This window comes from Aliikangiella coralliicola, assembly GCF_007004725.1.
GTDB classification, from domain to species: domain Bacteria; phylum Pseudomonadota; class Gammaproteobacteria; order Enterobacterales; family Kangiellaceae; genus Aliikangiella; species Aliikangiella coralliicola.
Genome location: NZ_ML660161.1, coordinates 409,121 through 430,194 on the forward strand (window position 1 = coordinate 409,121; position 21,074 = coordinate 430,194).

The 21,074-nt window shown below is 40.0% G+C and carries 19 protein-coding genes and 1 tRNA gene; 12 read left to right on the forward strand and 8 right to left on the reverse strand.

The annotated features are described in order from the left end of the window. Positions 1–93: 93 nt before the first annotated feature. Both FLL46_RS04695 and FLL46_RS04700 read right to left on the reverse strand, forming a co-directional pair. A complete protein-coding gene (locus tag FLL46_RS04695; RefSeq protein ID WP_142892320.1) occupies positions 94–1,221 on the reverse strand; it encodes a response regulator in 1,128 nt (375 codons plus the stop codon). Positions 1,222–1,235: 14 nt separating this feature from the next. Next, a complete protein-coding gene (locus tag FLL46_RS04700; protein ID WP_142892321.1) occupies positions 1,236–2,468 on the reverse strand; it encodes an EAL and HDOD domain-containing protein in 1,233 nt (410 codons plus the stop codon). A 435-nt stretch (positions 2,469–2,903) separates the two neighbouring features. Between FLL46_RS04700 and FLL46_RS04705 the strand changes: the two genes are divergently transcribed. Then, positions 2,904–3,560 carry a MarC family protein gene (locus tag FLL46_RS04705; protein WP_142892322.1) on the forward strand — a complete coding sequence of 219 codons (657 nt, stop codon included), beginning with the start codon at positions 2,904–2,906 and terminating at the stop codon, positions 3,558–3,560. A gap of 46 nt (positions 3,561–3,606) precedes the next feature. Next, positions 3,607–4,176: a GNAT family N-acetyltransferase gene (locus FLL46_RS04710; protein WP_142892323.1), complete on the forward strand. Its 570-nt coding sequence runs from the start codon at positions 3,607–3,609 to the stop codon at positions 4,174–4,176. A gap of 103 nt (positions 4,177–4,279) precedes the next feature. On the opposite strand, the gene FLL46_RS04715 is transcribed toward FLL46_RS04710, so the two are convergent. After that, positions 4,280–5,179, reverse strand: a complete 900-nt coding sequence (locus FLL46_RS04715) for a LysR family transcriptional regulator (protein WP_142892324.1) — start codon at positions 5,177–5,179, stop codon at positions 4,280–4,282. 152 nt (positions 5,180–5,331) lie between these two features. Between FLL46_RS04715 and FLL46_RS04720 the strand changes: the two genes are divergently transcribed. The 3 genes from FLL46_RS04720 to FLL46_RS04730 all read left to right on the forward strand — a co-directional run bounded on the left by FLL46_RS04720 (position 5,332) and on the right by FLL46_RS04730 (position 6,603). Then, the gene (locus FLL46_RS04720) at positions 5,332–5,940 is read left to right on the forward strand and encodes a glutathione S-transferase family protein (protein ID WP_142892325.1); all 609 of its coding nucleotides are present in this window, start codon (positions 5,332–5,334) and stop codon (positions 5,938–5,940) included. A 13-nt stretch (positions 5,941–5,953) separates the two neighbouring features. Further along, a complete protein-coding gene (locus FLL46_RS04725; protein WP_142892326.1) occupies positions 5,954–6,322 on the forward strand; it encodes a nuclear transport factor 2 family protein in 369 nt (122 codons plus the stop codon). Positions 6,323–6,396: 74 nt separating this feature from the next. Then, positions 6,397–6,603 (forward strand): tautomerase family protein, encoded by a 207-nt coding sequence (locus FLL46_RS04730; RefSeq protein WP_142892327.1) that lies wholly within the window; start codon positions 6,397–6,399, stop codon positions 6,601–6,603. A gap of 128 nt (positions 6,604–6,731) precedes the next feature. On the opposite strand, the gene FLL46_RS04735 is transcribed toward FLL46_RS04730, so the two are convergent. Further along, on the reverse strand, positions 6,732–7,076 hold the full coding sequence (locus FLL46_RS04735; protein WP_142892328.1) for a hypothetical protein: 345 nt from the start codon (positions 7,074–7,076) through the stop codon (positions 6,732–6,734). A gap of 139 nt (positions 7,077–7,215) precedes the next feature. On the opposite strand from FLL46_RS04735, the gene FLL46_RS04740 reads away from it, so the two are divergent. Then, positions 7,216–7,395: a hypothetical protein gene (locus FLL46_RS04740; RefSeq protein ID WP_142892329.1), complete on the forward strand. Its 180-nt coding sequence runs from the start codon at positions 7,216–7,218 to the stop codon at positions 7,393–7,395. Between the two features lie 10 nt (positions 7,396–7,405). Here the strand turns inward: FLL46_RS04740 and FLL46_RS04745 are convergent, their stop codons facing one another. Next, positions 7,406–7,876, reverse strand: a complete 471-nt coding sequence (locus FLL46_RS04745) for a hypothetical protein (RefSeq protein WP_142892330.1) — start codon at positions 7,874–7,876, stop codon at positions 7,406–7,408. A gap of 735 nt (positions 7,877–8,611) precedes the next feature. On the opposite strand from FLL46_RS04745, the gene FLL46_RS04750 reads away from it, so the two are divergent. Continuing rightward, the gene (locus FLL46_RS04750) at positions 8,612–11,290 is read left to right on the forward strand and encodes a hypothetical protein (protein WP_142892331.1); all 2,679 of its coding nucleotides are present in this window, start codon (positions 8,612–8,614) and stop codon (positions 11,288–11,290) included. A 443-nt stretch (positions 11,291–11,733) separates the two neighbouring features. Then, entirely contained in the window at positions 11,734–11,949 is a 216-nt protein-coding gene (locus FLL46_RS04755) for a hypothetical protein (RefSeq protein ID WP_142892332.1), read from the forward strand. A gap of 82 nt (positions 11,950–12,031) precedes the next feature. Here FLL46_RS04755 and FLL46_RS04760 read toward each other — a convergent pair whose 3' ends face one another. Both FLL46_RS04760 and FLL46_RS04765 read right to left on the reverse strand, forming a co-directional pair. Further along, complete coding sequence (locus FLL46_RS04760) at positions 12,032–12,484, reverse strand: hypothetical protein (protein WP_142892333.1); 453 nt, start codon at positions 12,482–12,484, stop codon at positions 12,032–12,034. A 237-nt stretch (positions 12,485–12,721) separates the two neighbouring features. Then, positions 12,722–12,808 (reverse strand) — tRNA-Leu (locus tag FLL46_RS04765). A 288-nt stretch (positions 12,809–13,096) separates the two neighbouring features. Between FLL46_RS04765 and FLL46_RS04770 the strand changes: the two genes are divergently transcribed. Further along, positions 13,097–14,875, forward strand: coding sequence for a tetratricopeptide repeat-containing diguanylate cyclase (locus tag FLL46_RS04770; RefSeq protein WP_142892334.1), 1,779 nt, complete (start codon positions 13,097–13,099; stop codon positions 14,873–14,875). Positions 14,876–14,927: 52 nt separating this feature from the next. On the opposite strand, the gene FLL46_RS04775 is transcribed toward FLL46_RS04770, so the two are convergent. Further along, positions 14,928–15,806 carry a LysR substrate-binding domain-containing protein gene (locus FLL46_RS04775; RefSeq protein WP_142892335.1) on the reverse strand — a complete coding sequence of 293 codons (879 nt, stop codon included), beginning with the start codon at positions 15,804–15,806 and terminating at the stop codon, positions 14,928–14,930. A gap of 180 nt (positions 15,807–15,986) precedes the next feature. Between FLL46_RS04775 and FLL46_RS04780 the strand changes: the two genes are divergently transcribed. From FLL46_RS04780 to FLL46_RS04790, 3 genes are all read left to right on the forward strand, one after another. Further along, the gene (locus tag FLL46_RS04780) at positions 15,987–17,003 is read left to right on the forward strand and encodes a glutathione S-transferase C-terminal domain-containing protein (RefSeq protein ID WP_142892336.1); all 1,017 of its coding nucleotides are present in this window, start codon (positions 15,987–15,989) and stop codon (positions 17,001–17,003) included. Positions 17,004–17,127: 124 nt separating this feature from the next. Beyond that, positions 17,128–17,754, forward strand: a complete 627-nt coding sequence (locus tag FLL46_RS04785) for a LysE family translocator (protein WP_142892337.1) — start codon at positions 17,128–17,130, stop codon at positions 17,752–17,754. Positions 17,755–17,946: 192 nt separating this feature from the next. Next, the gene (locus tag FLL46_RS04790; RefSeq protein ID WP_142892338.1) at positions 17,947–21,069 is read left to right on the forward strand and encodes an efflux RND transporter permease subunit; all 3,123 of its coding nucleotides are present in this window, start codon (positions 17,947–17,949) and stop codon (positions 21,067–21,069) included. Positions 21,070–21,074 lie beyond the last annotated feature (5 nt).

Genomic DNA, 21,074 nt, shown 5'->3' on the forward strand with positions numbered 1-21,074 from the left:
ACCTTGCCAGTATATTTAATTGAATTTTAGCTAATTTCAGCATGGTGACGAACGGACTGCTTAATAAATTTTAATTGATTGGTGAGACTTTCACTACTGATGCTCCTCTAACAGTTTATATAATGCTTCTAGCACCCGAGTTAAGTTGGAATCAAGGTGTGCCGTGTTTTTAGCACTTTCCTGTAACTTGTTAGAAGTATCTGAAGCTAGCGCCATTAGCTTTATTTCTTGATCTTCATCTAAGCTTAAAGAAAAGAGTATGCCTTGCAGATTAGCAATCATGCCATTCATTTCATCATTAATGTTGCCCGTGTGTAACTGAATTTTTTCTTTTACGTATGCTACTTTCTGCTCAGTAAGTTGTATCACTTGCTTTAACACTTCTACTTTATGATTTTCCAATGCTTGCTTCATTTTTAAGCTTTCCAATCTTTTGTCAGCAATGTCTGCCAAAATTGCCAGATGATCTTTGAAGCGTCCGTAACGGCTTTCGTCATCTAGTGGCATATTCTTGACCAGAAAAATGAAGTTTTTACTTAGAATGATTGTCCTAATTCCTGAATTGGTAATTCGTTCCTTAGCCATACGGAATTTTTCCAAGAGTTTTGCTTCAATGCTATTCTCTTTGCATCCGACAAAAAGTGGTGAGTCTCCAAAGATTAACACAGAAACATTGAGTTTGAATGCGTTCATGATATCGACTATTGCCAAACCAACTTTTTCCTCAGTGTCTAGCTCCTGTAGTCGTTTAACAAATTGTATAACCTGACCTAATTCGCTTCCTGAAGTCATGGCCTCAACAGCTACCTGAACCGCGCCTGAGGCGTTTTCCCTGGCAGTTTTTAGCTCTTTACCTTTGTGGAGAATACTCTCTATTTTGTTACTCAACTGTTCAAAGTCGACGGGTTTGGTAACGAAGTCATCAGCTCCGGCCTCAAAACCGGCAAGGCGCTCTTCTGTGCTGTCCATACCTGAAACAAATATGACCGGCAATGAACTGGTACGACTGTTTTTCCTGAGCTCAATACAAACTTCATACCCGGACTTTCCCGGCATATTAATATCCAGCAGTACCAGGCTTGGTGGGCTTTCTGCAATGGCACTTAAACATGCTTCTCCCGAATCAGCTTCTGCGACTGAATAATTATCCTCAAGCAGACCTTTTAATAGCATACGATTTTCCTGAGAATCGTCCGTGATCAAAATTGAATCAGTCGTCATAGTGTTAAAGCCGGTTATTTGATGTGAGATAAAATATTATTTGCCCATCGCTGGGCTTCTATACTTAAGATGGCGACTCGACCATTATCCTTGGGTGATAGTTCGCCGAGTTTAATGAAGTTGGCATTCTCGACCGCTTCTGATATCGACAAAATATTTCCTAGCTTTCCTTTTTTATCGATGATGGCCTCGATGATTTCGGTTGAAAGCCCAACTTGTTCCAATAGCCAGTTTTTATCGGCTCTCATGACAAGGTCAATATTAGAAAAAAGCCCAACTGTAAAGCAGGTATCAGCAGTTATGTCAGGTTCGTCTTGAGCAATTAGTTCGCATAGCTTAGCTCTTTCTAACACAACTCTGAAAAGCTCTAAAGGACATTTTTCCTGGCTAGAGAGTGTCATTACCATGATCCACTGCTTAACTGTCTTTAATCCGAGATAAACCACAGCCTCTTGAATATTTTCAACTTTTCTTGGTAACCGGCAAAGCGGGCTATTAACAATTTTTAGCAGTTGATAGCTGATTTTAATATCGTGGGATACTAGTTCGCTGATGTGTTTTATCGTTACGCCTTCTTGTTGTATGGCTGCGAGTAAACGTAATGCGCTCTGACCGGTAGAGCTAGGTTTTTTACCAAAAACCATCTCGGGCTTTTTTAGAAAAAAGCCTTGAAATAATGTGGCGCCGGATCTCTGACATTCCTTTAGTACGCTCTCACTTTCGACCTTCTCAGCGAGCAATATAGGCGTATTTTTTTTGCCTAGTGATTTCGCAAGATTTTTAAACAGCGCGTTTATTTCCTCTATATCAACATTAAGGACATCGACTTTAACCAGGTCCATCAGTGGTAACAGTTTTTCGACTTTTAACGAGCAATTATAATCGTCGATAGCGAAGGTATATCCTTGGTGTTTCAATTCAGAAATTCGAATTAATAGCTCGTCATCGACATCGACATCTTCCAAAATTTCAATCACGACACGCTCTGGTGGAAGCGGGAAAAAAATATCAGAAATGAGCAGCTCTTTGGTTAAGTTAATAAAAATCTTGACGTAAGTATTGTGAACATTTTCAAACAGGCCACTGCAGTAATTCATTAATAATTTCAATGTTGCTGAGCTAGGATCATCGATGGTCGCATTATTATCATTGCTATCTCGATAAAGAATCTCATAACCGTATAAATTCATCTGATTGTCATAGATGGGTTGTCTCGCGAATAGCGCATCTGTTGATGATTGTGGCATTGACACCTCTTGACCAGAGTCGATTCTAGTTTAAGTAGAATGAAGTTTTGGCGATGATCTTTTAGGGGATACTTTTAGAATAGCAGTTAATTCAAAAAAGATGGATTAAAACAGAGAAGCTCAACTATTTCTGTTCTTATTTATTTCTATATGAGATTTTAAAGGCTCGGTAATGAACCTGACTCATTCGGGTAATTATCAATTGTTGCTTTATCAACGAATTGTAAGTTGGGGTTGCTTCTTCACCTTTATAAATCACGTCTATGAAATAGGAGATTTGCTAGCCTGTCGAGTTATAGCCTGCAAGAAATACTGGTGGGGAGCTTGAGTCCTTTATTGATGACGAGTTGAGTGTCAGGTTGAGAAGGGGTAAAGTACAATCCATTGTGCTAGCGCTCAGATGTCAATTCTGAGCTCCTGGGAGAGCCGAATCTTATGTATGAACTTTTCATTAGCAGCTTTGTGACTTTTTTTGTGGTGATCGATCCATTGGGGATTGCACCGATCTTTGCAGTAATGACTGAAGGTGCGAGTGCTTCATTTAAACGCTCAATGATTATTAAGTCAGTAATAACCGGTTCAATTATTCTGCTGTTATTTGCGTTTGTTGGTAATGCTCTGCTGTCTGCGCTGGGAATTAGTTTATTAGCTTTTAAGACCGCGGGAGGGGTATTACTTTTCTTGATTGCTCTGGATATGGTTTTTGAAAAAAGGACTGAAAGACGAGAAAAGGCATCAGCGGAATTTTCTCACGAAGCCAGCGATGACGGAACGGTAGTAAATTCCGATGACGAGTATGACGACATATCTGTTTTTCCGATGGCAATTCCATTTATGGCAGGCCCTGGGAGCATTGCTTATATTATGTTGTTGATGAGCAACCATTCCGAGAACCTGCAAGAGCAAGGGGTCGTTATTGGCTCAATGTTATCCGTGCTGTTACTGACCGTTATGATTCTGTTAGCGGCAACAAAAATCATTGCTATGATGGGGCAGACAGTCGCCAACGCCATCACTCGAATTCTCGGTGTATTACTTGCTGCACTGGCTACTCAATATATGTTTGATGGAATAAAAGGTGCCTTCTTGTAATGGAAGTTTCTATGAATCACATTACTGAATGCTTTGAGAAAGAAAGATGAGTCATTCAAATAATTTGAGCGCCATTAAACTCACTCATCGGATTGCCGCTGAAGAAGACATTCCGAAAATCATCGCGCTCATGCAAGCTTCGATCGAATTTAATATGAAATCATTTCTTTCTCAATCTGAAATTGAAGCTGCGAAAGAAACTATGGGGGTTGACCGAACTTTGATTGAAGACGAAACGTATTTTGTGATCGAGACGTTACATCAAAATGAAACCGTGATGGTCGGCTGTGGTGGCTGGGGAAAGCGTAAAACGCTTTATGGCGGTGATCATACTAAAGGACGAGACGATAGTTTTAGTGATCCGACTAAAGACGCAGCAAGAATTAGAGCTATGTACACGCACCCTGATTGGACGCGTCTTGGTATCGGGACACTATTATTAGAGTTGGGAGAAAATGCCGCTCGTGATGTTGGGTTTAAGTTAATTGAGCTTGGCTCAACCTTGGCTGGCGAACCCTTGTACTATAAACGCGGTTACCGAGAAGTGAGCCGAGAAACACAGATTGCTGACAATGGAGCTGAAAATATTATCATTAAAATGGCGAAAAAACTTTAGCCTACTAAAAAGTAAATTGATGGAGATTTATCAGTGAAAAACACCAGTTAATAACTGGCGGAGAACATTTGTTTCAATTTCTTTTTTATCCAGATCTCAGCTATCAAAATAATAAACTACTTTTTTTCTCTTGTTGCTGAAACCAGCGTTCGAAAAATCCAATGCAATGTGAAAGCTTAGGCGGCGCGAACTGTCTTGCCGGATATAATGCATAAAGCGTCAACTTAGGTTTGTTAACATTGGCTAAAACTTCAACTACCGTGCCTTTTTTGAGATCATAATCGCAGACGAAGTCAGGAATAAATCCCACGCCTAATCCTTGTCGGATAAGCTCCATCATAAAAGGTGTGCTGTTTACTTTTAGTCTGCCGCTGACCTCGACACCATCGCCCAGCGGCCAATAATTCTTACCGCGAAAATAACTATAGACCAAGCAGTTGTGCTGGATGAGGTCGTCCGGTTGGTTAATATTTGGGTTGGACTCAAAATAATCGGCGGCAACGCAAACATGATAACTAAATTGTGTTAATGGTTTTCCCACATAACTTGAATCGAAGCGGGTACTTGAGGCACGAAAGCCAACATCAAAGCCTTGCTTCACCAGATCAAGTGGCTCATCGCTTAAGTGAATGTCTAATTCAATGTCTGGGTACTCGCGCATAAACGCGGCAAATAACAATGATAGATCGGTCAGGCCCAATGCCATAGGCGCATTGATTCTGAGTTTGCCCTTAGGTTGATGTTGATGATCTTGAACATAACTATCGGCATCATCTAATTTCATTAATATTTCACGGCATCGCTCCAGGTATCCAGAACCGACCTGGGTAAGTTGAATATTCCGTGTTGAACGGTGGAGCAAACGTGCACCAATATCTTCTTCAAGACGGCTAATTTCCTTGCTAATCATCGATTTTGAGAGGTTTCGCTCTTCCGCCAAACGAGTAAAGCTTCCTACCTCTGCAAGTCTAACAAAGAGTTCCATTGCTCGTAGCTTGTCCATTATTGTTCTCAATTTGTAAACATATGGTTTCCAAAGTTTCCATATATCAAACAGAGTGTCAAGCCTACAATAGTTACTCCAGTTCAGTTAGTACGAACAGGCCAGGTTTTGAAGGCCTATTTAAAAGTGATAAAAACGAGGAGATTATTAATATGTACACACTTTATTTTTCGCCCGGCACATGTGCTCTGGCAACCCACGCTATTCTTAATGAATTGGGACAAACTGTTAAAATCGTTGATCGAGCCAACGCAGAAAATTTTGAAAAGTTGAATCCAGTTGGCGCCGTTCCTGTTTTAAAAGATGGCGACTTAGTACTAACAGAAGGTGCCGCCATTTTGCTTCATTTACTGGATAAGCACCCAAATCCTTTGTTACCTAAAGAAGGCATTGACCGCTCCACGGCTTTAAGTGACATGTTATTTGCCAACGCAACCATGCATCCAGCTTACGGTCGATTATTTTTTGTGAGTCAACTCAATATTGATAGTAAAACTAAACAGACAGTTTTGGAGGCCGCAGCGGGGGCGATTAATGCACTCTGGCAAGTGGTAGAGGCGCGACTGCAGACTCAATCATTCCTGGGTGGTGAAACTCCTTCACCCGCGGATTTTTTGTTAGCGGTTTATTCATCCTGGGGCGGCGCTTTTCCGGTCGACATTAAAATTGGTCCTCAAGGTCGACAAATGATCGAAGCAATTCAATCTCGTCCTGGCTATCAACTTGCTCTTAATGAGCAGCAGTCAAAAGCGGCTGCTTAGCAGGAAATCAGTTATGCAAAATGAAATCACCTACATCGATGACACACAGGTCATTACGTCAATTTTGAAGGACTATTTTGACGGATTGTACGAAGCTGATGTTAAGAAACTAAGGGCAATTTTTCATTCTGATGTTTATCTAAAAGCACCGAATCTTAGACGGAGTTTAACAGAATGGCTTGACCTGGTTGCTAGCAGGCCGGTACCGAAACAGGAAAAAGAACTTTACCGATTTAACATTCTCTCTATAGAAGTTATCGGCGAGCAAGCAATGGCCAAAGTAGAGTGTCCTATTCTGGATAACTTTTATATCGATTTTCTTGGTTTCCTGAAAGAGAACGGTGAGTGGAAAATTGTCAACAAAATGTATTGCTCTGTTTAATTTTAAAAGGGTAGTGATTACATCAATTTTTTAATTTTTATCAATTAAAGTAGCAATTAGTAACAGGAGTATCGATGCCATACGTCAATATCAAAGTCACCGATGAAGGTGTCACACGTGAGCAAAAACAAAAGTTAATTGAGGGAACCACGAAGCTTTTAGTTGATGTTCTAAATAAAGAGCCAAAGACCACTTTCGTCGTAATTGATGAAGTGAAAACGGATAATTGGGGGATTGGTTATGAAATGGTAACAGAGATTCGTAAAACACAAAATGAGTGAAGTTGCGGCAAGCTCTCTAGCTAGTCTTTATTACGCTTCGGAAGTTTTCCCCCGATTCTAAAATAAATCGGGGTTGAATATAGCTATATTTAATGCAGCTTACGATGGAGAGCTGATTAAGAAAACCATTAGTTCTTAATATTAAAGTCTCCATTTAAGTTGAGTGTATTGTAAGTCGCCGTCGCTGAGTACCAGCTAACGTTTTGACAGTTGTGGATGTAAGCTCTTATATGTCTTTTCGCAGTAAAGGCCGTTAATACTGCAGAATAAATTTTGTCATATTCAGGATGGTCTTTTCGTACGTAAATTTGGTTAGATTGAGTGCAACCTCCAGGGTTACCAAAGCTTCCATAAATCATAAAACCATTTCCACGTTCAATATCTATTTGGGATGGCACAGCCCAGTTTGTTCTCCCTCCAGCTAAAGCATTAGTAGATAAAATTACGATAAATAATACGAAAATCTTTTTCATTCATTTTGCTCCATATATTTCAATTTAATAATTATGAACTGGCATTCCAGGAGGTTCGTATTCTAGTCGTCTTGGTGAGTAAAATACCAGGAAGAAAAGGAAATAAAAACAGATTCCTGGATGATAGTAGCGTTAGATAGTGGTTTATGAAGTTACCATCAAATACGACTTAATGCTGATAGAGCTCGATGGAAGCATAGCGTTTTCTGGAGAGGATGGTGAACTCCTGAACATGAGCGAAACCGAAGAACGCTATTTTGAGTTTTATGCAGTCGACTTATTTGCTCGGCAAAAATTTGATGATGTGTTTTCGCGCTAGCTTTCGGCTCTTAACCTAATTTCTGTTTTCCCCATATTGTTAATGAATATCTAATATGATCGCCGTTGATAATTTCATGGAGTGTGCCGCTCGGTAATCTAAAACCAAGACCTTGATGTTCTGGAACTAATTCACCTTCGATCTTCAGGCGAGATTTGCCGTTATCGTCCAGACGAATAATCAATGTTTTATATCCATTAAAAGCACTATCAAAATGTGGTGTCGCTTGATGGTGAGGTTGAAACTCATGAATGCGAACTGCATTGATTTCAAACTCCGAAAACACTTCATCAACTTGAGCGCGAGTTGGATCATTTTCCTCCAAGCGTAGAATATTAAATTGAGTATTTTCTTTGCTGTAAAGGCTCGGTTTTTCCTCTGCCAAAAAACGCTCGATTAGCAAGTTACACAAATCCAGTGGAACCCTCACTCTTTCTAGTGGAGCGTTGAGGTCAAAAATAGCAAAATGTGCTTGAGTCATTTGATTCTCCCTTCAAATAGTTAATATATCTCAAATCATTATTCCAACTTCGATTGAACTGATTAGAGTCAACGTAGCTGAAGTACCATGATACTTTAGACACTCGGTTAAAAAAAAAGTTGTCCGTAAATAAAATTTTTACACTTTATAACAAAGTGACATGCTGGAAAAAGTTACATATCGGTGAGTAATAGAAACGCCGATTTTTTTGTTGAAATTCAGGTGCTTTTGCCAACTTGTAGCAATGAAGTGAAACTTCTTCTTGCCCGTGTTTGCAGCAAAAATGTCTATATTGCATCAATGTAAATATTACCGAGAAGCTTGTTTGCGGTTTTTTCCGCGTAAACCTGGTTTTTCTTGAATAAATCGAATCTATACTTTTTATGAAAAGTGATGGAAGCGTCAACTTTAAAATATCAACAATACCTCAGGCTGGAATACTTTTGTGAAATACTAGCTTTGATTTGAGTAAAGGGTTGAGAACTGTTAAATGGTTTTTTAATTGAGTTACTAAAAAGTCCACGTCTAAAATTTTCTTCTTCGAAATGTCCTTGGTGCTAATAAAAAATTGAATGTCCCGATATTTAACAAATTAGCACAGTATACCAGGGTTTAAGCTATTGACTTGAAAAAGAACAACGCTGTATATTGATTGACAGTTTTATTAAGCCTCGCCGAAAAAGTAATTTCTTATTGTTTGTCGCTTCGCGAACATCTACTTATCTGGAGTCATTTATGAAAAAAGTCGTCTGGCTATTAGGAATCGTTTTGCCAGTTTTATTCAGTCAAAATGCAAGAGCAATTTCTAATTCTGAAAAATTAAAATCATCGCTAATATTTGATTGCGACTATTACGTCGATAAAAGAAATAATTACGACTTAAGAAACTTGAAAAGTTGTGATGCTGCCAAAAATCATTGGCTTTCACATGGGGTGTACGAAGGAAGAAGATCAAGCCCGTTTTTTCATGTAAAAGATTACGTCGCTATGCATAGTGACCTGAAAAAAGCTTACGGCACAAACTATTATAAAATTGCGCTTCATTATTACAATCATGGTAAATCAGAGGGTAGAAAGACTCGGTGGGCATTAGAAAGTACAGTTTTCAATGCATCAGATTACAAGCACTTCAATGATGACTTGAAAATAAATGGGGTAGATATGAATGATGCTCAATTGAAAGACCATTGGGCAAGAGAAGGTGTTTTTGATGGACGACGTGCAAGCTTTACTTTTGACGTTCATGAATATGTCAGAATGTACAGCGATATAAGAGTTCATTCGGCAGTAGAAGACATTAACGCTACCGACTATCTTGTAGGAGTTAATCATTTTGCTAGAGCAGGATTTAAAGAAAGAAGAGGCGGAACTCGCTTTCTCAGAAAACCTTATTTCAATTGCGACGAGTACCGTCAGATAAATAAGGATTTATCAAATATGACTTGTCTTCAAGCCTCTAAACATTGGTTAAAATCTGGTTTAAGAGAGGGGCGAGTCGGGACTAGTGATTTTTCGATTAAAGAGTACTTAAATGACAATCCTAAGTTAAAACAACGGTTCGGAAGTCAATACTATATTGCGTGGCATTACTACATAAGGCACGGAGTTAAAAGTAACTTTTATGAAATTAATGAAGCCGGTGGGATTACTTTTAATGACTTAGAAAATTATTGGGTAAGCAACCTCACGCCGAGGCCTGAAACTGCTAAGTTCACAGATTCGAGAACAGTTATACAGTCTAAAATTAACTCTATAAAGAGTAATGAAGAAAACGAATACGGTGTTCTAAAGTTTACAGCGGGAGAGTATCAGTTGAATTGTGCACCTAACACATGGTGTCTAGAATTGAACACTGCCAATAAAATTTTACTAGAGGGAGAGATTGATCCATTTACAGGAGAAGTTTTAACCACCTTTGTGATTAAAAATGCGCAGTCGGGCGTTTTTTATTTAGAAGAATCGAAAGACGTTATCATCAAAAATATTAATATCGTATACGACACTGTTCCATTTATTCAAGGCACTATCACTGCTATAAATAAGGCAAACCGAACTTTTGAGTTAGCGCTAGACGCTGACTTAAAAAGTATGGGGGCTGACGATTTCACGCTTGTTGAAGATGATAAGGGCACTGCAACGACTGAAGATGATTTGAATAATATCATGTTTGGTTTTTTACTTGATGATAAACAGCCTACTAGAAAAAGAAAGACACGCAGTCATTATAGCGTTAAAGAAGTTTCGGAAAAGAGTTTTAATAAATTTGAAATAGAACTTGTTAACGACGAGCATATGGCTAATTTCAGTTCTGATGCGACCATAGGGAACAGGTTTGTGATGATTGAAAGGAATGATAAAAGACATGCTATTTATGTGCATGATTCCAGAGGGGGCAATGTGGAGTTTCATAATATCTCAATGGATGCATCACCTGGCCTATCTGTCATGTTACAAAGAAATGAAAAAACTGATTTCGTTTTTAATAATTTACAAATTAAACCTAAAAAAGAGAGTTGGTTTTTATCGACAAATGGGGATGGGATTCATGCGCAAAGTAATAGAGGAAAAATTATTCTTGCCAATTCATATTTTCAAGGGATGGCTGATGATGCGACTAATTTCTACGCTAATGAAATAAGAGTTAAAAAATTATTAGACACAACTTCGGAAGGAATCAAGACTCATATTTCTGCTTATCAGTTTGCCGTTGGGGATACAGTTCAGTTTTTATCCGAAGACAAATTTCTTATTGAAACTGTGGTGAAGAAAGTAAATCAAGAGTCGGGCACTGCTAATGATTATGTAATATTTGGAGAGATACCAAACGAAATAAAGCAAGATAATGTATTTTGTACTAATTCTGAAGAGTGCACAGTGGGTGACTTGCTAAAAAGGTATATTACCTATAACGTTGATCGTTCATCTACCAATAGTATCGTTCAAAATAATATTTTTGCGCCTAACAGGCGGTCTGGGGTTCTGGCGAAATCTGATGGCATTGCAATTAAAGATAATGTTTTTATGTTTACAGATGTTAATGCAATAAACCTTTCTTCAGACAGTACAGAAGGCCCATTAATAAAATCAGCGACTATCGAAGGTAATAAAATGGGGGTTGGCCAAGTGATGACTAAATCTGAAAGCATAAAAGTAGTCATGCCTTTTTCCAATAACAGTAGTTTTAAGAAAGTTGATATTACCAATAATGAAATTTCAAACTGTACGATAGAGTGTATTAAATTTGAAAAAAGGCATTCTGATTGTGTTAGCAATAATCTCTTTACGTTTAATAATGGCTATAGTCGATTAGATTGGAATGAGCCCGATGAAAGTAGGTTAGTAGTAAAAGGAACCACATGTGTGGATGAAAATCGCTTTTATGATGATCGGCCCCAAATTTACGATACGCATTAAACCTTAAAACCAGAAGGCTCCATAGATTAATTTCATCAATTGACAGCTTGGCTAGTCATTTACCGAAAGTTTAAAAGTCCAGTGGAGCTAATCTTGAAGAAGTGTAGATGGCGGTAAAAATACTTGAATCACACAATGACTAATCTAAATAATTTTTTGGTCTATCAACGAGTGATATTTAATTTTATCGAGCAAGGGAAGCGAAGCTTATATAAGTGGGGAGGGTTTGGAGTTGTTTAACTAATTAGAGAAAGCAGGTTGAGATTAAAAAGTGTCATTGAAATATAGAACTCAATGGCATTTTGTCACTGAAGTCATACTGATTTTATAAGTGTTTGAGTTAGTGTTTGGTCGTCGCGAAATTATAGAGATTAAATTCTTTAGAACAAATATTCTAAATCGCGATGTTTCGTTTAATTCTTAATTCAAACAAAGGACAAATAATGAGAAAGAACTTTAAGTTAGCGTCTATCGCTGCAACTCTGATTTTTATCTCTTCCACTGCATTTGCTGGAAGTTATGTTTATAAAACTTCTTACGGTACGACTAAAGCTCAAGCGGTGGCAGGACTTGTTGGAAGTGGTTATACAGTATCGAGATGTTATAGTCCGGGTATGGGACCACCATGGGCGTGTGATGGATATAAACGAGTGAATTGATTTGATGTTGTTGATGTGAGAACCCTGCGACCTGATGGAGTAGGGTTCTGAACTTTGGTTACTTATGATTAATTATATGACGTTAAGCATTGCTGAGTAATTTTTCATAGCCGGTAAATTCGTTTTTCCAATCTGCATAGCAGCCAACTAGATTACAATTCGGACAACGGCAGCCAATAAATAGCCAATGAACATCATCTGACAATCCATGTTCGTGGGAATATAACTTAACTCCGACAGTAAGTTCGAACGGTTGAGATCCACATGTGCAGACGGCTTGATAAAACTCTGTATCTTCTAGATATTCTTCGCCGTCTAGCATTACATGTTCATTTTTACAGACAGTACAAATTCTTGTCGCCACACATTCGTCATCATCAATGTACAAGTCAAATAACCTTCCACCACATTTGCACGCTACGTTTTTAAAGTGATGAATTTCATAGCCATGAGATTTTGCATAATCACTTAGCTCCAACCTGATGTCCGCTTGGCAAGTTCCAAAACTTTCATTTTCCTTTTTTCTGATAGTCATAATTTCCCTCAAGTGTTTAACAGATAGTTAAACAGTAATAATTTGTTAGCCGCATACTTACTCTAAGTATTTTCAACTTACTAATAATCAACAGTCTAAAGATTTATCTCCAGTCTTCAACATAAATCATACGAGCGGACCAAAACAAAAAATATTTAGTTGCACTATCAATGGAAACAAATCTGTTTAATATCTAGGAAGAATTAAGCTAACGCAATAAGGCTACAAGAAATGAAATGGTGCCCAGAAGAGGACTTGAACCTCCACGGCCCGAAGGCCACCAGCACCTGAAGCTGGCGTGTCTACCAATTTCACCATCTGGGCATGCGTGTTTTGACGCGGATGAACTATACTTTCAGAAACAGTCAGTGTCAATTGTCTATTGAGTGGTTGTTTTACTACCTTTTATCCTTTGATTTTTCGATAACTGGTTTGGCCTGCGGGCTGGTGTGGTTGGTCCACTTATCGGAATCCTGATGTGGATCGTCAATTGAAGGTGTACCGCGGGCTGATATGTCGACGCAGCATGGATATCTTGGTATTATTTGTTTAAAAAATAAACGATAAATCTTGTTCAATTAAGTAATTTCCAAAGAGAGATAGTAATTTCTGATGCCTCGCAGGATGTTTGCTCAAAACATTGTGGTTTTATACGTAGCCTTATGTAGTGGGCTGTTAATATTTGCATCGTCGGCAAATGCATCTGAACTTGAAGGTATCATCTTAGAAAATAGTCAAAATGAGCCTTCGAAAGTGGTGGAGGCGCTCAAAAAAGCCGACCGAACTGATTACTCAAAGCTATCACCTGAATTACTGGTTAAGGCCAGTTATGCAACCGCAATTAGCGTCGATATTCCATTAACCATTACTCTTACCGATCTCCTGTTAGCAAAAGCAGACTTACTGGAAAGTGATCGGTTGAAGGGGCAAGCGTATTACAATCGTGGCGCTGCTTATGCTAGCTCTGGCACTCATGATCTAGCACTTGACTCATTTTTGCTCGCGCTGGCAAGTTTTGAGAGTGATGCCGACGAAAAAGATGTCGCCAGAATTAAGGCGGCGCTAGCGATAATGTACGTTGAGATTGGTGAATACGAGTTAGCCAAACCCTATTTCAAAGAAGCATTAGAATCACACAAGTCGCGTAATGATGTTTTGAATATGGCCATCGTGATGCAAAACCGAGGCTTTATGAAAATTTTACTCGGCGAGTTTATCGAAGCCCGCAAAGATTTGTTATTGTCTTTAGAGTATTCGAAATCAGTTAACTTTAAACCAAGTTTACCAATTTTATATAAAAATCTTGGTAAGGTTGAAGCAGAGCAAGGTAACCCTGAACTGGCATTAAGTTATCTTGATCAAGCTTTGCAAGAGTCGAATAAAACTGATCTCGAACATCATCAAAGTGAAATCATGCGAGAAATTTCCAGGTTACAATTGAAGAATGGTTTTTTAGAAAAGTCTCGTAGCAGTATCGTTAAGTCAATAGAAATTGGTGAGAAGTATGACCTTTTAAAACAATTGAAAGATAGCTACTTATTCCTCGCAGAATTAGAAGTTGTATTCGGCAATTATAAAGCGGCCTATCTTGCGAAAGAAAAAGCGTCAGTTTATTCCGAAAAAATGGGAGACTCTCGTATTGCCGCTAACTTATCACGCTTAGATCGCTACACTGCAACGCTAAAAGAACAAAATAAACGGCTCGTTTTAGAGAAAGAAAAAGAAATCGCAACACTGGCGACTGAGCGAGAGGAATTGCTTAAAAACTTTTCAATTATCGTCGCTGTTATCGCAATATTTCTGGCTGCTTATTTCTTGCGCCGTTTTAGTCACACCAATAAACAAGCGGAAATTTATGAGAAACAAAGTAAGATTGATGTACTGACCGGTGTATGGAACAGGCGAGCAGGTGAAGCGCAGCTAGCGAGATTGTGTCAACGGGATTTAGATTCAGTGAAAGTTTTCAGTATTGCAATGTTAGACATAGATCATTTTAAGCAAGTGAATGACCGTTTTGGTCATGACGTTGGTGACAGCGCGATTGTTTCAATTTGTAATTTAATTCAGGAAAACTTACGACCAACCGATATGTTATGCCGTTGGGGCGGAGAAGAGTTTTTACTGATCCTGGAAAGTTTTGATGCGAGTAATGCATTTGATGTTTGCGAGCGGATTCGACAAAAAATTGCTTCAACCAGTATCGAAAAAATTGGAAATATGACTGTAAGCATTGGAATTTCTATGTTTGATAATGATGAAATTTTTGAGTTGATTAAGCGTGGTGATCAAGCGCTTTACCGAGCGAAGCATCTTGGTCGCAACCAGGTCATTATCAAAGGCAAGCCACAGGAAAACTACGCCAAGACTAAAGTTGAATTGAGTGTTGATTAATTTTATTTAACCGACTAAGCCCAGACTCAAAGCTTTTGATATAAGCACAGACTTAAACTACAGATCTAAGCCACTTTACAAACGTATTAACTGATGGGTTCGAGAAGTGATCCTGTGGAGTCACTAACCAAAAATAAAAACCTAAATCGACAAACTCTTTCAATGGCTGTATTAACTGATGATTATTTAACGCATCAGTTGCCAGCCATTCACTGATTAACGCAATGCCTTGTCCGTCAATTGCTGCTTCAATTAGCAAATCACCGCTGGCAAATCTTGAGCCTTTATCAAGTATTAGATTTTTAATCTTATTTTCTCTGAGCCATCGCGACCATTGTGCATTGGGATCGCGGTCATGTAGTAAAGGGAATTCCTTGAGTTGAAGGTGAGAAGAAAGTGAACCTTGCTTTTCAATAAGTCCTGGACTGCAAACAGGAATTAATCGATCTTGTTTTAGTGGCGTGCAATTTAATCCAGGCCATGGCCCCTGACCCATACGAATAGCGAGATCAATATTCGACTGGGACAGTTCACTTAGCCTTTGTTCGAGTGTTAACCAAATTTCGATTTGTGGGAATTTTTTATAAAAGTCAGCCAGTTTTTTGACTAACCATTTATTTGCAATTGAATGGGTTGTAGTCACTCTCACCAGGCTTTCTTGTCGGCGACTCTGGATAAAGCGGGTACCTTCATCAATCATATTAAACGCGGCACTAATCGTTGTGAGGTATTGTTGTCCTGCATCAGTTAACTCAAGTGTTCGACCTTTACGAGTAAATAATGACGTATTCAACCAGCTCTCTAGTTGCTTGATATGTCGACTGACAGCGCCGTGAGTAACATGGAGTTCTTCGCTGGCTTTTTGTACTCCATTAAGTCGCGCGGTTGCTTCAAATGCTTTCAGGGAATTGAGCGGTGGTAGGGCTCTCATTTTACCAAAGCTCTCCAGTACAAATGTTCATGAACTAAAAATACTCTCATACCTATAATCTCGCTCAGATTAGAAAGCATCACTCAAATCAGGAATTTCTATATGTGAAATAAACTCACATGTTGGTGAGTTATTAATGCTTTTTTATTAGTAGGTTATGTTTAAGATAAAGCTCACTCAATGTCAAATAATATCAAGGTTAAAGTAAAGATGGGCATGTTAATTAATGGCGAATGGTCCGAAGTCGACAAAACCATTGTAAACGGTCAGTATGTTCGAGCGAATAGCGTTATTGCTCAACCAATTTCTGATAACATGATTCAATCAATCGCAGATGAACCGGGGCGTTTTCACCTGATTGCTTCCTGGAGCTGTCCCTGGTCTCATCGGACGATGTTAGTCAGGGCATTAAAAGGTTTGCAAGATTTGATTCCGTTGCATATCGCTGGTGGTAGGCGAGTTCAGGGATATCCAATGGATTATGGTGAATTATGGGAGGTCCCGGGAACAACGAGAAAAATTGTTCATTTGCATCAACTGTATTGTGTTAGCGACAATCAATTTAGTGGGCGTGTCACTGTGCCCGTGCTTTGGGATAAAGTCGCTAAGAAAATAATCAGTAATGATTCTCAAAATATTATGCGGGCGCTCGATAGAGTTGAAACAGAAAGCTGGAACGTTACTCGACCTGAGAGTGGTTTCCCCGCTACTAAGCCTGGTTCGTTTAGCCCTGAACATCTTGCTAGAGAAATAGAAACGCTAAATCAGTTTATTTACCTGCATATTTCCAACGGTGTTTATCAGGCTGGATTTGCGCAAAGCCAGGCGGCCTATGATGAGGCTATTGAATTGGTTTTTGCCGGACTGGAAAAGCTGGAACAAAAATTAGCTGGACGCAGATTTTTATTAGGGCAGCAAATAACGGAATCTGATCTGCAGCTATTTCCTGCGTTGGTTAGATTCGATGTTGTTTATTTTATTCATCATTTTTGTTCGCTGAAACGCTTAACAGATTTTCCCAACTTGTGGGCTTATGCCAGAGATATTTACTCGATACCTCAGGTTGCTCAAACCATTGATTGGCGTGCTATTCAAATCAGCAATCATTTACCAAAATCTAATGATGAACTACCTATCATTCGTGTGATGCCTGAAAATGATTGGCTGAAACCATCAGGCAGGGAGAGAATAGGCTAAACTCAATCTGCCTGGTTTATAAGTTTCATCGACGAGTTACTTAGCGCCTACGATGATTATTTTGATTGATGATGTTGCGTCGAATCTACGAATTTATTTTATTTAACCTGAAGAAGAGTGTGTGATGAATTTAGAGGTTTACACTTACTACTTGTTAACGGTAGTTATCATTTTATCGATTCCGGGCCCGGTTGTATTAATGGTTATCAGCCAATCCATAACCCATGGAAAGAAGGTCATTAAACCGTTAATGCTGGGCGTTGCGCTCGGTGATCTATTAGTGATGATATTATCTTTATTGGGAATAGGCGCATTGTTAGCAACTTCCCAAAAGGCTTATGAAATTGTTAAATGGCTGGGAGTTTGTTACTTAATTTATCTGGGCGTTAGAACTTTGCTAAGCGAAAAAAATCTTAAGTTAAATATGGCTGGCCGTCTAAAGTTTTCTAATAGAAATGTGTTTGTTCAGGCTTTCCTGGTAAGTGCGCTTAATCCTAAGGGGATCATGTTTTTTGTCGCTTTTTTTCCGCAATTTATCGATCAAAGGGCTGACACTGGATTGCAATTAGTTGTTTTGGGGTCGACTTTCATCGGCCTGACTCTGGTGAGTGTTTTCCTATATGGCTCATTTGCGTCACGATTGAGAGGGTTTCTCAATAAGCCGAGAGCCAACCGTTATTTCAACTGGATTAGCGGCGGCGTTTTGATCTCTGCCGGAGTCGTCGCAGCAGCTTCGGAAAAGAATGGTTAAGGTGAAATTGAGGTTGGCTTAATTCATCAGAATAATGCTATTTCGCGACCAAACGAAAGAATATTAAGATAAAGCGAATTTTTGAATAATTTTGTTACTATTTACTTTTTCGAGATACACGAAAAAATGAGATAAAAATAACGCTTTGCTCCAGAATTAAACATCCTATGCATTTTCTGGAGCGAGTCGCGAATGAACTTCACTCGATCGTCAATTAAAAATCCGGCGGCGATCCTGGTAGTCACCATCCTGATATTGGTCTTTGGCATTATCAGCGTTGCCAAACTTCCCATTCAATTGACGCCCGACATTCAACAGCCTCAAATTAATATTGGTACTGGCTGGCGTGCTGCTGCGCCTGAAGAGCTGGAAGCTGTGATTATTGAGCCAATGGAAAATGTGGTTAAGAACACCCCCGGTGTAACAGACGTTACCACCAATGTTCAACGAGGGTTCGGTAATATCACGCTGACCTTTCAAGCCGGTGCAGACATGCAACAAGCGATGCTGGATGTCATCAACAATTTGAATCAAGCGCCACCATTGCCACTCGATGCAAACGAGCCGGTCGTTTCTGCATCGGGGACAGGCCCGTCAGCGCCAAATGCTGCTTCTTTACTTATCCGTCCTATGGAAGGTAGCGACATCGAGGATATTACGCTATTTCAGAAGTTGATTGATACGGTGGTTGAACCGCGTTTTGCCCGAATTCCGGGAGTAGGCCAGGTTAATTTAAACAGTCAGCGTCCGCGTGAACTACGAATTACTTTTGATCCCTATCAAACTGCATCTTTAGGTTTACAGGTATCGCAAATTTCTTCGACTATTTCGCAGGCGACCGATGTTTCGGGCGGTTTCGCCGAGGTGGGAAGGCGGAACTATACGGTCAGGTTCGCTGGTCAATATGATGTCAATAATCTAGGCCAGATGATTGTTGGCTATAGTGATAATCGACCGATCTATCTTAGCGATGTAGCAACAGTTGAAGAGACTTTTCAGGATCGCTTTGGCTTCACGTTACGAAATGGTGCGCCCGGTTACTACATTACTATTCAACGGACTAATGGAAGTAATACCGTTGAAGTGCTCGATGAAATTAATAAGGCGATAAAAGAGCTCAATGACGGCCCATTAAGAGAAGTCGGATTGGCCATCGATTTAAGCTTTGACGCTTCCGTTCATATTCGCAATGCGCTTAATCTGGTGAAGTCTAATCTGGGTCTTGGTGTGTTATTGGCTCTTGGAATTTTGTGGATGTTTTTAAGAGGGATCAGACCTACCTTAATTATTGCTACAACCATTCCTGTTTCGTTAGCCGTTGCTTTTCTCGCCCTCAGTTTATTTGATCGGAGCCTCAATGTAATTTCCCTGGCGGGTCTGGCATTTTCAGTCGGTCTGGTTTTGGACGCGGCAATTATTGTTCAGGAAAATATTGTGCGTTTAAGAAGTGAGAGTGGCAATGATCAGCTGGCGGATAAAAAGGCCGTGTTGAAAGGGACATTGCAGGTAACCGGTGCGCTGTTTGCATCAACGGCAACCACGATTGCGATTTTTCTGCCGATCCTGTTTATGGAAGGAATCGAGGGGCAACTCTTCTCTGATTTAGCACTAACTTTATCGGTGGCTGTATTAGCTTCGCTGATGACCGCGATTACCGTGATGCCGGTGATTAGTCGATTTTGGCTTAAGCAATTATCTATTCAAGATCCCTTTGGCAGCTATTGGGAAAAGCTCACAAATTTGATCATGAAGTTGACCAACAATAACTTAAAACGATGGGGTTGGATTGGTGGTTTGTTGGGTGGTTCAGCATTCGTTTTTCTTACTTTAATGCCACGAACCGATTTTATGCCCCGTGCGCCGATTGATGGTTTCTTTTACAGTTTTAATATGCCGCCCGGGGGCAATCTGGAATTTCTGGAAGAAGAGCTCGCTTCACGCGTAAAAGCTCGGCTGGCTCCGTTTTACAGTGGCGAAAAAGAGCCGAAGATTAAGAGCTATAACTTCTACGCTTTTGGCCCGGGAGCGAGCGGCGGCTTTATCTACTCAGATGATCCACGCAGAGTCGAAGAACTCATGACGGTGGTTAGAACCCAGGTGTTGCATGACTTGCCGGATACCCAGGTTTTCCTGTTCCGCGGTTCGATGATTAATGTTAGAGGCGGCGGTAATGGTCGTTCTATCACGCTAGATATACAGGGCCCCAACATTGAAGCGTTAATGGACACCGCCAGTGTGGGATTAAAGCTGATTAATGAAGCTATGCCTGGTACCAGCGCGCAACCGGTTCCTGGTCTCGCACTTGCCGAACCGGAATTGCGACTTATTCCTGATGACCGTCGGATCACTCAAGCCGGCCTCGACCGGCGAGCTGTAGCCAATGCAGTAAGAGCTTTTACTGGCGGACTATTTGTTTCTGAGTATTTTGATGGCAATGACCGGATGAACGTTATTCTTAGAGGGACTGAATGGAATACCCCTGATGAACTGGCAGCGTTACCAATTTTTACCCCTTTGGCGGGTATTCAAACTGTTGGTGAGTTAGCTGAAATTCAGCGTACTGTAGGACCGACTCAACTGAGACGAGTTGATGGCAAACGAACCGTTAGTATCATTATTTCACCGCCGTCGACAATGTCGCTTGAGGAAGCCGTCGGTCTGGTCAATTCGAAAGTGCTACCCGAAATTAAAAAACACCTGCCTGCTGATGCCAGCATTCAAATGAGCGGTAATGCCAATCGAATGCAAGCAGCGATTACCGATATGGCATGGAATTTTGCGTTGGCTATTTTGATTTTATTGTTGTTGATGACGGCTTTATTTAAGTCGTTGACCGATAGCATTATGGTGTTGTTGGTAATGCCGCTGGCGGTTGCTGGTGGCATTATCGGGTTGAGTTTATTGAATCTGGTGGCATTCCAGTCATTGGATTTATTGACCATGATTGGTTTCATCATTTTGCTTGGCCTTGTGGTCAACAATGCCATTTTGCTGGTCGATCAAACCCGGATGGCTGAGCGAGAAGGAATGAGCCGAACTGATGCGGTTAAACAAGCCGTCAGAATTCGAGCAAGGCCGGTTTACATGAGTACTTTGACAAGTTTGTTCGGCATGTTGCCGTTAATGATGATCCCAGGGGTCGGTTCTGAAATTTATCGCGGACTGGCGACAGTAATTGTCGGTGGTATGGGAGTCAGTGCCATATTTACCCTGGTATTGATGCCGAGCCTGTTGCAATTGAGTTTGGGGACGGTGCCCAAATTGTGGTTAAAAAATAAAAGTGCTGATCGTCATTCGACGATCGCAGCGAATTAAGTTGA